Source organism: Deinococcus sp. JMULE3 (genome assembly GCF_013337115.1).
GTDB lineage: Bacteria > Deinococcota > Deinococci > Deinococcales > Deinococcaceae > Deinococcus.
In genome coordinates this window covers 509,209-522,871 of sequence record NZ_SGWE01000004.1, presented here as the reverse complement: position 1 = coordinate 522,871, position 13,663 = coordinate 509,209, and the positions used below count along the sequence as shown (strand labels likewise).

At 72.3% G+C, this 13,663-nt stretch carries 11 protein-coding genes; 5 read left to right on the top strand and 6 right to left on the bottom strand.

Annotation, left to right across the window (positions count from 1 at the left end; genetic code table 11):
• The first annotated feature begins 48 nt into the window (after positions 1–48).
• Positions 49–1,056 carry a GGDEF domain-containing protein gene (locus EXW95_RS05300; RefSeq protein ID WP_174366587.1) on the top strand — a complete coding sequence of 336 codons (1,008 nt, stop codon included), beginning with the start codon at positions 49–51 and terminating at the stop codon, positions 1,054–1,056.
• Positions 1,057–1,127: 71 nt separating this feature from the next.
• Here EXW95_RS05300 and EXW95_RS05295 read toward each other — a convergent pair whose 3' ends face one another.
• Both EXW95_RS05295 and EXW95_RS05290 read right to left on the bottom strand, forming a co-directional pair.
• Complete coding sequence (locus tag EXW95_RS05295) at positions 1,128–1,643, bottom strand: MarR family winged helix-turn-helix transcriptional regulator (RefSeq protein ID WP_174366586.1); 516 nt, start codon at positions 1,641–1,643, stop codon at positions 1,128–1,130.
• 89 nt (positions 1,644–1,732) lie between these two features.
• On the bottom strand, positions 1,733–3,004 hold the full coding sequence (locus EXW95_RS05290) for an aminotransferase class I/II-fold pyridoxal phosphate-dependent enzyme (RefSeq protein ID WP_174366585.1): 1,272 nt from the start codon (positions 3,002–3,004) through the stop codon (positions 1,733–1,735).
• A gap of 271 nt (positions 3,005–3,275) precedes the next feature.
• Here EXW95_RS05290 and EXW95_RS05285 point away from each other — a divergent pair, with 271 nt between their 5' ends.
• Complete coding sequence (locus EXW95_RS05285) at positions 3,276–3,830, top strand: NYN domain-containing protein (RefSeq protein WP_174366584.1); 555 nt, start codon at positions 3,276–3,278, stop codon at positions 3,828–3,830.
• Between the two features lie 6 nt (positions 3,831–3,836).
• The gene (gene queA / locus EXW95_RS05280) at positions 3,837–4,955 is read left to right on the top strand and encodes a tRNA preQ1(34) S-adenosylmethionine ribosyltransferase-isomerase QueA (RefSeq protein WP_174366583.1); all 1,119 of its coding nucleotides are present in this window, start codon (positions 3,837–3,839) and stop codon (positions 4,953–4,955) included.
• A gap of 83 nt (positions 4,956–5,038) precedes the next feature.
• Here the strand turns inward: queA and EXW95_RS05275 are convergent, their stop codons facing one another.
• A complete protein-coding gene (locus tag EXW95_RS05275; RefSeq protein ID WP_174366582.1) occupies positions 5,039–6,001 on the bottom strand; it encodes an N-acetyltransferase in 963 nt (320 codons plus the stop codon).
• 86 nt (positions 6,002–6,087) lie between these two features.
• On the opposite strand from EXW95_RS05275, the gene EXW95_RS05270 reads away from it, so the two are divergent.
• Positions 6,088–8,139 (top strand): M3 family metallopeptidase, encoded by a 2,052-nt coding sequence (locus tag EXW95_RS05270; protein ID WP_174366581.1) that lies wholly within the window; start codon positions 6,088–6,090, stop codon positions 8,137–8,139.
• Between the two features lie 146 nt (positions 8,140–8,285).
• Positions 8,286–8,777 carry a CAP domain-containing protein gene (locus EXW95_RS05265; protein ID WP_174366580.1) on the top strand — a complete coding sequence of 164 codons (492 nt, stop codon included), beginning with the start codon at positions 8,286–8,288 and terminating at the stop codon, positions 8,775–8,777.
• A gap of 67 nt (positions 8,778–8,844) precedes the next feature.
• Here the strand turns inward: EXW95_RS05265 and EXW95_RS05260 are convergent, their stop codons facing one another.
• The 3 genes from EXW95_RS05260 to EXW95_RS05250 all read right to left on the bottom strand — a co-directional run bounded on the left by EXW95_RS05260 (position 8,845) and on the right by EXW95_RS05250 (position 13,555).
• Positions 8,845–9,621 carry a 3-hydroxybutyrate dehydrogenase gene (locus EXW95_RS05260; protein WP_174366579.1) on the bottom strand — a complete coding sequence of 259 codons (777 nt, stop codon included), beginning with the start codon at positions 9,619–9,621 and terminating at the stop codon, positions 8,845–8,847.
• A 55-nt stretch (positions 9,622–9,676) separates the two neighbouring features.
• Positions 9,677–12,688: a BTAD domain-containing putative transcriptional regulator gene (locus EXW95_RS21145; RefSeq protein WP_174366578.1), complete on the bottom strand. Its 3,012-nt coding sequence runs from the start codon at positions 12,686–12,688 to the stop codon at positions 9,677–9,679.
• A gap of 108 nt (positions 12,689–12,796) precedes the next feature.
• Positions 12,797–13,555: an ABC transporter ATP-binding protein gene (locus EXW95_RS05250; RefSeq protein ID WP_174366577.1), complete on the bottom strand. Its 759-nt coding sequence runs from the start codon at positions 13,553–13,555 to the stop codon at positions 12,797–12,799.
• Positions 13,556–13,663: the final 108 nt, after the last annotated feature.

Below are 13,663 nucleotides of genomic sequence, written 5' to 3'. Positions count from 1 at the left end.
GCGAATCCCACTCCTGAAGCGTTCTCCTGGCTGCTAAGCCAGCGCCGCATGTTCACCTGGCTGGTCGCGCTGGGCGCCGTCGCCTGCGCCGCTGCGCTCGGCTCGCAGTACCCGCAGTTCGACCCGCTGGACCTGTGGGCGCTGCCCACCCTGATCGTCGTGCTGGTGGCCCTGCAACTGCTGCTGACGACCGGCCTGATCAGCGTGGGCACGGCCGTGCAGGTCACGTTTCTGGGCACGGCCTCCTACGTGCTGCTGGCCCTGAACCACCAGTTCTCAGTCCTGACCGGTGTCTCGCAGGCGCTGATGGAGAACACCTACTGGTTCGCGGTGATCTACGTCGCCGCGTTCCTGGTGTACGAACCGAAGCAGGCGGCCCGCGCCGCCGGGGTCATCCTGGGTCTGGCGACCCTCGTGTGCGCCGCGAACCTGATCCTGATGCCCGCCGACATGCGCGCCCACCTCATCGGACCGTGCGCGCAGTTCCTGCTGATGGGCGCCGTGCTGACCCTGATGCAGGCCACGCTGGGCGTGCAGCGCAGCCAGTTCCAGGCGGCGCGCGCCGCCGCGCTGACCGACCCGCTGACCGGACTCGCCAACCGCCGCGCGGCGGAGGAACGCCTGTCGCAACTGACCCGCAGTGAGCAGACGTACACGCTGATCCTGTTCGACCTGGATCACTTCAAACGCGTGAACGACATGCACGGGCACGCCATGGGCGACCTGGTGCTGCGCGGCGTCGCCGAGATCACCCGCCGTCACCTGCCCGAGGGGAGCCTCGCGGCCCGCTGGGGCGGTGAGGAATTCCTGCTGATCCTGCCCGAGCAGCGCGACAAGCACCTGCGTCCCATGCTGGACCGGCTGCGCGCCGATCTGCGCCACCACCGCTACGGCACCGTGAACGGCGTCACCGCCTGCTTCGGCGTGGCGACTGCCAGCCCGGCCGAGGACCCCGTGGACGTCGTGCAGCGCGCCGATCTGGCGATGTACCGCGTGAAGGCGCAGGGCCGCAACGACGTGCACCTCGCGGACCTGCGCCGCACCCAGGTCAGCTGACCCGGATCAGGACGCCGGATCAGGACGCCGGATCAGGACGCCGGATCAGGACGCCGGATCAGGAGGCCGGTTCAGGATGACGGTGTGGCCGGGCGGGCCCGCCGGGCGCGGCGGTCACCCGCATCCGGGGCCGCCGCCTCACCCACCGCGAGGCCCAGCTTGCGGGTCAGGACGCTGAGCTGCTCCAGTTCCTCGGCCGTCATGGCGCTGAACACCTCGCGGATGCCCCGGACGTGACGGGGCAGCACCTGCTCGATCAGCTCGCGGCCCGCGTCGGTCAGGGTCACCCGCATGATGCGGCGGTCCAGCGCGTCCCGGTCGCGGCGGACCAGCCCGTCGCGTTCCAGGTTGTCGATGACCATTGTCAGGTTCCCGCTGGAGCGCAGGATCTTGTCCGCCAGCTGCCGCTGACTGAGGGCACCCAGGTGGTACAGGGCTTCAAGCACGCCGAACTGGCTGATGGTGAGGTTGTGGTCGGAAAGATGACGGTTGGCGTTCACCTCGACCGCGTGCGCGGCGCGCCATAACTTCACGTAGGCGTCCAGCGCGGCGCGGTCGTCGGGTGAACCAGCGTAACGGTTCGGCATTACCCCCATGGTCGGGGGGCGGCCTCATGAAGTCAAGCTGATCGGCCGGTCAGAGGCGTCAGCAGGTGACGCCCTGACGGGCGGGGGCGTCAGCTCTGCTGCGCGCGGTACTCCTCGGTCGCGAGGCGCACGCAGGTCGCGACGGCGCGCATCGCCTCGTAGACTTCCTCGACCGGGGGGCGGGTCGGCGCGAGGCGGATGTTGCGGTCATGCGGGTCCCGCCCGCCGGGGTACGTGGCGCCCGCCGGGGTGAGGCTCACGCCTGCCTCGTCCGCCAGTTGCACCACGCGCGACGCGACGGGCGCGGTCGTGTCCAGGCTGATGAAGTACCCGCCGCGCGGACTGCCCCAGGTGGCGAACTCGCCGCCCGTCCCCAGTTCCGCGCGCAGCACCTCGTCCACCGCGCGGAATTTCGGGGCGATCAGCGCCGCGTGATCGTTCATCAGGCCCTCCAGCCCGCCGGGGTACGCCTGGAGGAACTTCACGTGTCGGGCCTGCTCGACCTTGTTCGGGCCGATGCTCTGCGCGTTCAGGAACGTCGACAGCCACCGGATGTTGTCCTCGCTGCTGCCCACGAAGCCCAGCCCGGCGCCTGCGAAGGTGATCTTGCTGGTGCTGGCGAACACGAACGTCCGGTCCGGGTACCCGGCGTCGCGCGACAGCGTCACGAGGTTCACGGGCGTGTCCTGCCCCGCCGGGTCGGGGGAGAGGTGGTGGGCGCGGTACGCGTCGTCCGCGAAGATCGTGAAGTCCGGCGCGGCCGCCTTCACGCCCGCCAGTCGCCGGGCCTTCTCGGCGCTGATGGTCTCCCCGCCGGGGTTCGAGTACGTGGGGACGAACAGCACGCCCTTCACGCTCGGGTCCGCCGCCAGTCGCTCGATGGCCTCGACGTCCGGGCCGTCAGGCTGCATGTCCACGGTCAGCAGGTCGAAGCCCAGCGTCTGCAGCAGCAGGAAGTGCCGGTCGTACCCGGGCGTCGTGACGATCATCTTCGGGTTCTGCCCCGCCCAGGGCTGCCCGCCACGCGGACCGTGCAGCAGCGCGAACGTCAGCACGTACCCCTGGAGTTCCAGGCTGGCGTTGTTCCACACGATCACGTTCTCGGGTTTCAGGTCCAGGTACGCGCCGAACATCGCCCGCGCGGACGGCAGGCCCGCCACGCCACCGGGGTAGTTACGCAGGTCCAGGCCGTCCATGTGCGTGTCCGTTTCATTCAGCACGGTCAGCAGGCCGTTACTCAGGTCGAAGTCCGCGTCGGCGGGCTGGCCGCGCTGCATGTTCAGCTTCAGACCCTTCGCCTTCACCGCGTCGTACGCCGCGCGCGCCTGCGCCAGGGCCTCACTCTGCACGTCACTCGTCATGCGCCCAGCGTACCCGCCCCCGCCCGGACAGGTCAGGGACGTGTCTACCCCTGACGGCGCGGGGTCGCTGTGCATGTGAACGGGCACTGACCGACGCACCCGCCCGAGTCAGGCCCACCCACTCCCCACGGCCCACACCCCACTCCCGGCGCCCCGCGCGCCCCGGGTGTTACACTGCCAGCGCTGCGCCCGCCGGGCCAGCTTTTCCCTTTCGTTCCTTTCCCATCCCGCCCTTTTCCCGCCCAGCTTCCACCACAACAGGAGAATTCCCATGCAATACGTCGTTCACCGCCCCCGCGTCGGGGTGTTCATTGATACGCAGAACCTCTATCACTCGGCCCGCGACCTGATGGAACGCACCGTGAACTTCGAGACGATCCTGAAGACCGCCACCGAGGGCCGCGAGCTCGTGCACGCCATCAGCTACACCGTGGAACGCGAGAACGAGGCCACCGCCCGCCCGTTCATCTACAAGCTGTCCACGCTGGGCTTCAAGGTGCGGCGCATGAACCTCACGCTGCACCACGTCACGGATGGCGGCAAGGCGATCTACGAGGGCAACTGGGACATGGGCATCGTGGCCGACATGGTGCGCCTGATGGACCACCTCGACATCGTGGTGCTCGGCAGCGGCGACGGGGACTTCACCGACATCGTGGAGGTCCTGCAGGAGCGGGGCAAGCGCGTGGAGGTCATCGCGTTCCGCGAGCACACCGCGCAGAAACTCGTGGACGCCGCCGACCGGTTCACGCACCTGCCCGACATCGACGGCGGCCTGATGCCCGCCCGCCAGACCCGCGCCGCCACCCCCAAGACCGAGGAGTAAACCCCGATGACCGACGCCACGCCGCACGCCGGGGCGGACGCCGTCCTGCACCGCCTGAACTTCCACCTGCCCGAGGACCGCGTCGCGCAGACCGGCGCGGAACCCCGCGACGCCTCGCGCCTGATGATCGTGGGCGACGAGATTCAGCACCGCGTCTTCCGCGACCTGCCGGAGTTCCTGCGAGCGGGCGACCTGCTGGTGTTCAACCAGAGCAAAGTCATCCCCGCCCGCGTCATGGCCCGCAAACCCGTGGACGCCCACGGGCACGGCGGCGGCAGCGTGGAGGTCATGCTGCTGCGCGCCGAGGAACGCCCGGAGCTGGGCCGACACGTCTGGAGCGCGTACCTGAAACCCGCCCGCCGCGCCGGGAACGAACTGTGGCTGGGCGGCCTGGCGCACGAGGGCGGGCACCGCGCCCAGGTCGTCGGGGAGCTGGAGGACGGCGCGCGGCTGCTGCGCTTCGACCACGACATCCTGCCGCACCTGGACGACATCGGCCGCCTGCCCCTCCCGCCGTACATCGACGCGGGCGACAGTGACGAGACGTGGCGCGAACGCTACCAGACCGTGTACGCCCGCGAGCCCGGCAGTGTCGCCGCGCCCACCGCCGGACTGCACTTCACGCCCGGACTGCTGGCACGCCTTGCGGGAATGGGCGTTCAGACCGCGCACGTCACCCTGCACGTCGGCGCCGGAACGTTCCGGCCCATCAGCGGCAGTGTCGCCGACCACGTCATGCACGCCGAACGCTGGCACGTCACCCCCGACACGGCGCAGGCCATCAACGCCGCCCGCGCCGAGGGCCGCCGCGTCATCGCCGTCGGCACCACCACCGTCCGCACGCTGGAAAGCGCCTGGGACGGCACGCAGGTGCAGCCCGGCGAGGGCGACACGCAGATCTTCATCACGCCCGGCCGTCCCGTCAACGTGCCGGACCTGCTCATCACGAACCTGCACCTGCCGGGCAGCACCCTGCTGCTGCTCGTCGCCGCGTTCGCCGGAGAGGACCGCATCCGCGCCGCGTACGACGCCGCCCTGAACGGCGACTACCGCTTCTACTCGCTGGGCGACGCGATGCTCCTGACCAACCTGCGCGGCGCGCAATCCGAGGTCAGTGGGGAGTAGGCAGTGGTGAGTGGGGAGTGGTGAGTGGGGACACACGAAGGTGGGCGCGTCACGGCGACGCGCCCACCTGCTCTTTCCACTGCCTACTGCCCACTCCCCACTTCCCGCGTGAGCGTGACCGTCGCCGCCTCACGCGCGAAGCCCATGCGTTCGTTGATGGCGAGCATGGGGCGGTTGATGACGTGGTTCCCGGTGCGGGAGTGCGTGAAACCCCGTGCCAGGGCGGCGCGGGCGGCGGCGAGTTTCAGCGCGAGGCCCAGGCCGTGCCCGCGCCATCCGGCGCGGACGCCGGTCAGGCCGTTGTGGACGAAGCCGGGGCGCGTGGCGATGGGTTGCGACAGCTGACTGGTCCCCACCCACGTGCCGTCCGGGGCGAGGGCGATCATGATGCCGCTCGTGTCGGGCAGCAGGGTGGGCATGCGCTCCAGCCACACGTCGAACGGCCAGACCTGCACCGGGCGGGCGCTGGGCACGTCGGTCAGCAGCGCGTGGATCAGCTCGTAGTGCTCCCGCTGGTGCGCGTCCCAGCCGCCCAGGTCGCTCAGGGGGACGATCCGCACGCCGCTCGCGCGGGCGCGGGCCTCGTCGGCGGCGAACGCGGCGAAGTCCAGGCTGCGCAGGTCGAGGGTGCTGAGCCACATGCGGTCCGCCTCCTGCCAGCCGCGCGCCCGCAGGAAGTCGTGCTCCCACCAGTCCTCGCGGACGCGGGTCACGGCGGTCGTCGCGCCCGCTGCGCGCAGCACGCCCAGCCCGGCGTCCAGCAGCTCGTCCGCCAGTGGCCCCCCGGCCTCCTGCGGGTGGAGGGTGAGGGTCAGGTCCAGCCAGCCGTCGTGCGCGTCCATGCGCGGCACGCCCGTCGTCACGGCCCCCCTCGCCTCGCCGTGTTCGAAGGCGGCCTGCTGGGTGTGGTGTTCGCCCGGGCGGCGGGTGGCGCTCAGGCGGGTCAGGTCGTCCACGCTGACGGGGCTGTCCGGGTGAGCCAGGGTGCGCAGCGCGGCCAGATCGGCGTCCACGATGGCGTGCAGGCGGGGGAGGGTCGCGTCCATGCACGATTACAGCACGCGCCCCGCAACCGCCGGGCACGTCAAATGGCTTACGGTGCGCTCAGCCGCCCTGTCTATACTCCGGGGTGATGACTGCAACCCAACCCGAGGCGACCGGCGTCAGCAACCCCCTGCTGAACGTCGGGTTCCGCATTCCCTTCGACCAGATCCGCCCCGAGCACGCCGAGGCCGCCGTGGACACCCTCCTGGCGCAGACTCAGGCGAAACTCGAGGACCTCGCCCGCAGCGGCGAGCGCGGCTTCGCCAACTTCATGGCGGACCTGGACACCCTGACCGAGCAGCTCGACACCGTGAACACCATCGTGCACCACCTCGACAGCGTGAACAGCAGCCCCGAATGGCACGCCGCGAAGATGGCGATCCTGCCCAGGACCAGCGAGTTCTACACGAAACTCAGCCTGCACCCCGGCCTGTGGGCGGCGCTGAAGGCCTTCGCCGAGACGCCCGAGGCCGCCGCGCTCGACCCGGTGCGCACCCGGCACCTGAAACTCACCATCGACGAGTTCCGCCGCGAGGGTGCCGACCTGCAGGGCGAGGAGCAGAAGCGCCTGCTGGCCCTGAACACCCGCCTGGCCGAGGTGACCAGTCAGTTCAGCAAGAACGTCCTCGACGAGACCGCCGCCTTCGAAATGTACGTGCCCGAGGGGCGACTGGCGGGCGTGCCGCAGCGCGTGCAGGACGCCACCCGCCGCGACGCCGAAGCCAAGGGCAAGGACGGGCACCGCCTGACCCTGCACGCCCCGGTCCTCGTGCCCGTCCTGACGTACGCCGACGACCGCGAACTGCGCCGCGACCTGTGGCTCGCGAACAGCCGCGTGGGTCAGCAGGAGGGCCGCGACAACCGCCCCCTGATCCGCGAGATCCTTGGGCTCCGCCGCGAGAAGGCCCAGCTCCTGGGCTTCAGGGACTTCGCCGACTACGTGCTGCAGGACCGCATGGCGGGCAGCGGCACGCGCGCCCTGGCCTTCGAACGCGACCTGGACGCCCGCACCCGTCCCGCCTTCGAACGCGAGAACGACGACCTGCGCGCCTTCCACCGCGAGCAGGTCGGTGCCGACGCCCCCGAACTGGAAGCCTGGGACGTCTCGTACTGGGCCGAGAAGCAGCGGCAGGTCAAGTACGACTTCGACGAGGAAGCCCTGCGCCCCTACTTCCCCATGGACGGCGTCCTGGCAGGCCTGTTCGAGATCACCCGCCACGTGTTCGGCATCAGCGTCACCGAGAGCGAAGCGCCCGGCTGGCACCCCGAAGTGCGCTACTACACCATCCACGACGAGGCGGGCACGCACGTCGCGAGCTTCTACACCGACTGGTTCCCCCGCGACAGCAAACGCGCCGGCGCGTGGATGAACGCCTTCATCACCGGCGGCCCCCGCGAAGGCGGCGTCGCGCCGCACCTGGGCCTGATGTGCGGCAACATGACGCCCCCCGACGGCGACACCCCCGCCCTGCTGTCCATCCGTGAAGTCGAAACCGTCTTCCACGAGTTCGGGCACCTGCTGCACCACGCCCTGAGCCGCGTGGAGGTCCGCAGCCTGAGCGGCACCAGCGTCCCGTGGGACTTCGTGGAACTCCCCAGCCAGATCATGGAGAACTGGGTCATGGAACGCGGCGCGCTCGACCTGTTCGCCCGCCACTACCAGACCGGCGAGACCATCCCCCAGGACCTGTTCGACCGCATGGTCGCCGCGCGCAACTACCGCGCCGCGAACGCCGCCATGCGCCAGTACTCCTTCGGCCTGACCGACCTGAGCCTGCACGTCGAGTTCGACCCCGAAGGCGACGCCGACCACGTCACGTACGCCCGCGACCTGATGGCGACCTTCAACCCCACCCCGCTGCCCGAGCACTACGCGATGATCGCCGCGTTCAACCACCTGTTCAGCAGCCCCGTCGGCTACGGCGCCGGGTACTACAGCTACAAGTGGGCCGAGGTGCTCGACGCCGACGCGTTCAGCCGCTTCGCGCAGGAAGGCATCTTCAACCGCGACACGGGCCGCGCCTTCGTGGACAGCGTCCTGAGCCGCGGCAACAGCGCCGACCCCGCCGAGCTGTACCGCGAGTTCATGGGCCGCGACCCCGACGCGGACGCCCTGCTGCGCCGAAGCGGCCTCCTCTAACCACACCGTTTCATTCCGGGGTCCAGGCACACGAGGCCTGGACCTCATCCTTTTTGCGGTTGACCCCGTGGGGACACATGAGAGGGAATGCCGATTTTCCCATCTCCTTCATCTGCCATTCAGGTTAAGATCGGTTCACGATGCTCATGCAGACCGCCCAGCGCACGCTGGGAGCCCTGGCGGCCCTCGTGGCCCTCGGACTCCCCGCCACGGCCCAGTCCACCGCCGAGCAGCAGCTGATCAAACGGCTGAACCAGGTGCGCGCCCAGGGCGTCACCTGCCCCGGCAGCGGCACCCGACCCGTCGCCGGCGGTCTCACGTTCACCCCGGCCCTCTCCGCCGCCGCGCGCATGCAGGCCGGGTACATGAGCGCCTCGGGCCGCATCACCCACACCGGCGCGAACGGGAGCACCCCCCGCGTCCGCGCCGCCAGCACCGGCGTGAACGCCGTCAGCGTCACCGAGATCGTCTTCATGGGCGGCAGCCAGAACCCCGAACAGGCGATCCGCTGGTGGCTGCAGTCCCCCGTGCACTGCTTCTGGATGAACGAACGCCGCTACACCCACGTCGGCGCCGCCGTCGTCCAGGGCTCCCGCGGTACCGCCTACGTGATGGTCCTCAGCAGCCAACCCCGCTGAAGGTCGCTAGACGATGGAGGATGGTTGATGGAACCGTCCTCCATCTTCTTGCTGTAGAGGCTGGGCGTTACCGGGCGGTCCAGCCCAGGTCCAGGTCCAGCACCGCGCCCGTCATGCCCCACGCCGCCGGGCTGACCACGTAACTGGCGAGTGCCGCGATGTCCTCCGGGTTCAGGAGGCGCTTGATCGCGGCGGGTTCCAGCATCACCTTCTGCTCGACCTCCTGCACCGTCAGGCCGCGCGTGCGGGCCTGATCCGCGATCTGCCCCTCGACCAGCGGCGTGCGCACGTACCCCGGGCAGATGGCGTTCACGGTCAGGCCCTGCTCACCGGCCTCCAGCGCCGCCGTGCGCGTCAGGCCGACCAGGCCGTGCTTCGCGCTGATGTACGCACTCTTGAAGGGGCTGGCCACGTGCCCGTGAATGCTCGCCACGTTCACGATCCGGCCCTGCCCGGAACGGGTCAGGTGCGGCCACGCGTACTTGCTCAGCAGGAACGGCGCCGTGAGCATCACGTGCAGCATCGCGTCCCACGTGTCCTCCGGGAACTCCGCGATCGGATCGATGTGCTGGAAGCCCGCGTTGTTCACCAGCACGTCCAGCCCACCCAGCGCCGCCACCGCCTCATCCACCGCGCGGCGGCAGTCCTCGCGGCGCGACAGGTCCGCCCCGATGAACGCCAGCCCATGCGCCCGCGCCACCTCGCGCGCCTGCGGGCGGTCCAGGTCCAGCACCGCCACCCGCAGCCCATCCTGCGCGAGGCGCTGCGCGATCGCCAGCCCGATGCCACTCGTGCCGCCCGTGACCAGCGCGGCCCTGCCCTGCTTCTGCGTGTCCTGCGTCATGCGCGGAGTCTAGGCCGCAGGCGTCACGCGGCGGTTACGCCCAGCGGTGTGCGCCTCAGGCCCGCGCGCCCGACAGCGCCTGCCACAGCGCCTGCGTCTCCGGCAGGGGGCGCAGTCCCAGGTCCGCCAGCGCCGCCGAAAGGGCCGCGTACACCCGCCCGGCCGCCGCGCCGCGCCCCAGCGCGTGCTGCGCGCGCATCAGCGCCCGCGCCGCCGGTTCATGGGCCGGATCGAGGCTCAGGGCGCGCCCGGCCGCCCGCGCCGCCCGGTCCGGGCGAGCCACCGCGAGGGCCACCTCCGCCTCGGCAGCCAGCGCTTCGGGCAGGGCCGCCGCGTAGCGCTCGGCCTCACGCGCCACGTCCTCCAGATCCACGTCCGCCAGCGTGGGCGGGAGCGCCAGCAGGGCCTCCAGGCGGCCCGGCGTCCCCGCCGCCTGCCCCAGGTGCGCCCAGGCGGCCGCCAGATCGACGTGCAGGTCCGCGCCGGGCCGCAGGCGCAACCAGTCCCCGCGTTCCAGGAACACGCCGCTGCGCGCGCGCGCCTCCTCCAGCACCTGCCCCAGCGCGTGCAGCGTCACGCGGAAGTTCCGTTCGCCCACGCCCGGGTCGGCGTCGGGGAACAGCGCCTCCTGCGCCGCCTCGCGCGGCAGGCCCGCCGGGTGCACGGCCAGCAGGGCCAGGAGGTCGCGGGCCTTCGCGCGGCCCCACTCGCGCACCCGGCCGTCCTCGCGCAGGACCGCCACGCGGCCCAGCACCTGCACCTGCACCTCGAACCCCGGCGTGTCCGCCGGGTCCGGCACCGCCGCGTACCCCAGTTCGCGGGCCGCCGTCGCCAGCGCGCCACGCGCATCCGGGTGAGCCTCGCCCAGGCGGGCCAGCAGCGCCGCGCGGCCCGCGCGGGACGCGACCGGCGCGAACAGGGACGGGCGGCCCAGCAGGAACGGGTACGCGGTCACCGCCTGCGCGGCCGCCCCGGCACCTCCCGCGTCCAGCGTGAACAGGGCCAGTGCCGCCGCCGCCTGCCCGAAGGCGTCCCCGCACGCGCTGAACAGCGCCGTCGCCTGCCGCAGCCCGTCCGGTGCCTGAGGGGCGAGCGGACCCTGCGCCAGCCCCAGCGCGGCCGTCAGGACCAGCAGGCCCTCCATGTAGCGGTCCCCGCCCGTCTGCCCCCGCGCCTCGGCCGTCAGGGCCTGCGCGCGCGCGCCGTCCCCCGCGCGGCCCGCCAGTGCCGCCAGCCCCATCAGGGGTTCCACCTGCAGGCGACCCGCCACGTGCTGCGCCTGCCGCAGCGCCGCCTCGTAGCTCTCACGGGCCGCCGCGAAGTCCCCCGCCGCCTGCTGCGCGTGCCCCAGCCGCGCCAGCGCCAGTGCCTGCACGAACGGACTCTCCAGCCGCTCACCCTCGGCCAGGCCCCGCCGCGCGCAGGCCCCGGCCGCATGCACCTCGCCCCGCGCCGCGTGCAGGAAACTCGCCAGCAGCAGGCCCTCGCGGTGATTCTGCGCGGCCCGCGCGCCGCCCGTCTCGCCGTCCGCCAGGGCCAGCGCCCGCGACAGCGCCGCGTCCAGATCCCCGGACCTCAGCGCGTAGCGCGCCCCGCCGCGCAGCTCGGGTTCCAGCGCCACGGCCTCCGCCAGCTGTCCGGCGTTCAGCAGGTTCTCCGCCCGCAGGCGACGCACCTCGCCCTGCCGGTCCCCGCCGATCAGCGCCGCCGCCTCGTCCAGTGGCCCCCAGGCGTGCGCGGGCTGCACGGTGTCCAGCGCGAGGCGCACCTCGCCCAGCGCGCGGTCCAGCGGGCCTGCCAGCGCGTACTCCGCGCGGGCCTCGTCGTAGCGGCTCGCCAGCCGCAGGGCGTCCCCGGCCAGGGCGTGCAGCGCCGGAGTCCACACCGCGCGCGGCAGGCGCGACAGGCTGCGGTCCACCAGCGTCACCCGCCCCTGCGCCAGCCACACCCCGCCCCGCCCGGCCAGCAGCGTCGCCGCGCGCGCCGCGTTCCCGGCCAGCAGGTGCGCCGCCAGCGCCCGCCGCAGCCGCCCCGTGCGCTCGAAGAACGCCGCGCCGCGCGCCGCGACCGCCCGCGCCTCCTCCGGCGGGAGCAGCCCCCGCAGGTGCGCGCGCAGCAGCGGGTGCGCGCGGTACGTGTCCTCACCTGCGCGGGTCAGGAACGTCCCACTGCCCGCCAGCGCGTCTAGCAGGGTGCGCGCGCGCGGCTCGTCCAGCGCGTCCTCCAGCAGCGCCGGAATCAGCTCCTCGAACACGCTGCTGCGCGTCAGCAGGCCCCGCAGGGACGGGTCGAGCGGTCCCAGCACCTCCTGCGCGAGGTACGTGAACAGCGTCCCCAGCGGCGCGTCCCCGCCCTCCAGGTCCGCCAGGTCCGCCGGCGTCACGCGGCCCTGCGCGGCCGCCTGCGTCAGGAACCGCACCGCGATCGGCCAGCCCTCGGTCGCCGCGTGCGCCGCCCGGACCTCCGCGCCCGACAGGGTCAGGCCCTGCGACGCGAACAGCGCGGCGATCTCGGCGGGCGTGAACGCCAGTTCCGCCGCCGACAGGCGCGCCGCGTCCCCCGACACCTCCAGCCGCGCCAGCTCCGGCAGGTCCAGCGCCGTGCGCGACAGCAGCGCCACGCGACCCTCGCCCGGCGCGAGGAGCTCCCCCAGCAGGTCCGCGCCCGGCGTGCCCGACAGGCCCTGCGCCTCGTCCAGCACCAGCAGCGCCGCGCAGCCGTCCAGCACGTCCGCCACCAGCCCTGCCACCCGCCGCGGCGACGCCCCGGCCCCCAGCGCCTCCCCGGGACGCGCCCCGCCCGGCAGGCCCTGCACCGCCAGCGACAGACTGGCCGCCAGCACCAGCGGATCGGCGTCGTCACTGTCCAGCGTCAACCACGCCACCGGCCCGGGCCGCGCCGCAGCCGCCTCGGCCAGCGCCGTCGTCTTCCCGTACCCGGCAGGCGCGGTCACCAGCAGCACGCGGGCGTCCAGCGCGTCCAGGAGGCGCGGGCGGGCCACCGCGCCGCGCACCGCCGGCAGCCGCGTGCGCCGCGCCGACGTCAGGTCCCGCCAGTGAAGGGTCACACCCGGCAATCTAGCGTGAAGTGCCGTCCTGGCGCGACAGAAACCCCACAAGGGGCAGGGGAGGGTCGGAGCCTGCCTCGCCCCGACCCTCCCCGCCAGCGCTGGAGGCTACAGCGCCAGGTACGCCTCGCGCACGGCCGGGTCGGCCAGCAGCGCCGCGCCCGTCCCCTCCCCCACGACCTGCCCGTTCTCCAGCACGTACGCCCGGTGAGCCAGTTTCAGGCTGAGGTTCACGTTCTGCTCGACCAGCACAACCGTCACGCCCCGCGCGTTCACGGCCTTCAACGCCTCGAACACCGTCTGGGTCATCAACGGCGACAGGCCCAGGCTGGGTTCGTCCACGACCAGCACACTGGGGCGGGCCATCAGCGCGCGGCCCACCGCGACCATCTGCTGCTCCCCACCGGACAGCGTGCCTGCCAGCTGCCCCGCCCGTTCCTGAAGGCGGGGGAACAGCGCGTAGACCTCGCCCAGTGTCTCGGCGGCGCGCGCGCGGGCGGCGGCACTCATGGCCGCGCCCAGCTCCAGGTTCTCGCGCACCGTCATGTGCGGGAACAACTCGCGGCCCTCCGGGACGTGCCCCAGGCCCAGCGCCACCACGCGGCTCGGTTCGGCCCGCGTGATGTCCACGCCACCCAGCGTGATACGGCCCGCCGTGGGCTTCACGACGCCACTCACGGCGCGTAGCGTGGTCGTTTTGCCCGCCCCGTTCGCGCCGATCACTGCCACGAACTCGCCCGGCGCGGCGTGCAGCGAGACGTCCCACAACACCTGCACCTTCCCGTACCCGGCAGCCAGACCCTCGATACGTAATTCCTGCCCCACGTCATTCGACGCGGGGGCCGTCCGATTCAGTGTGTCGGTCATACCGGATTCATCCGATTCCCGACCTTCCGGAACACCACCGGAAGTCCGTCCATCTCCTGAAGTCCGTTCATCATCGCTTCTCCCTCTGCTGCGCAGCCTTGCAGGTCC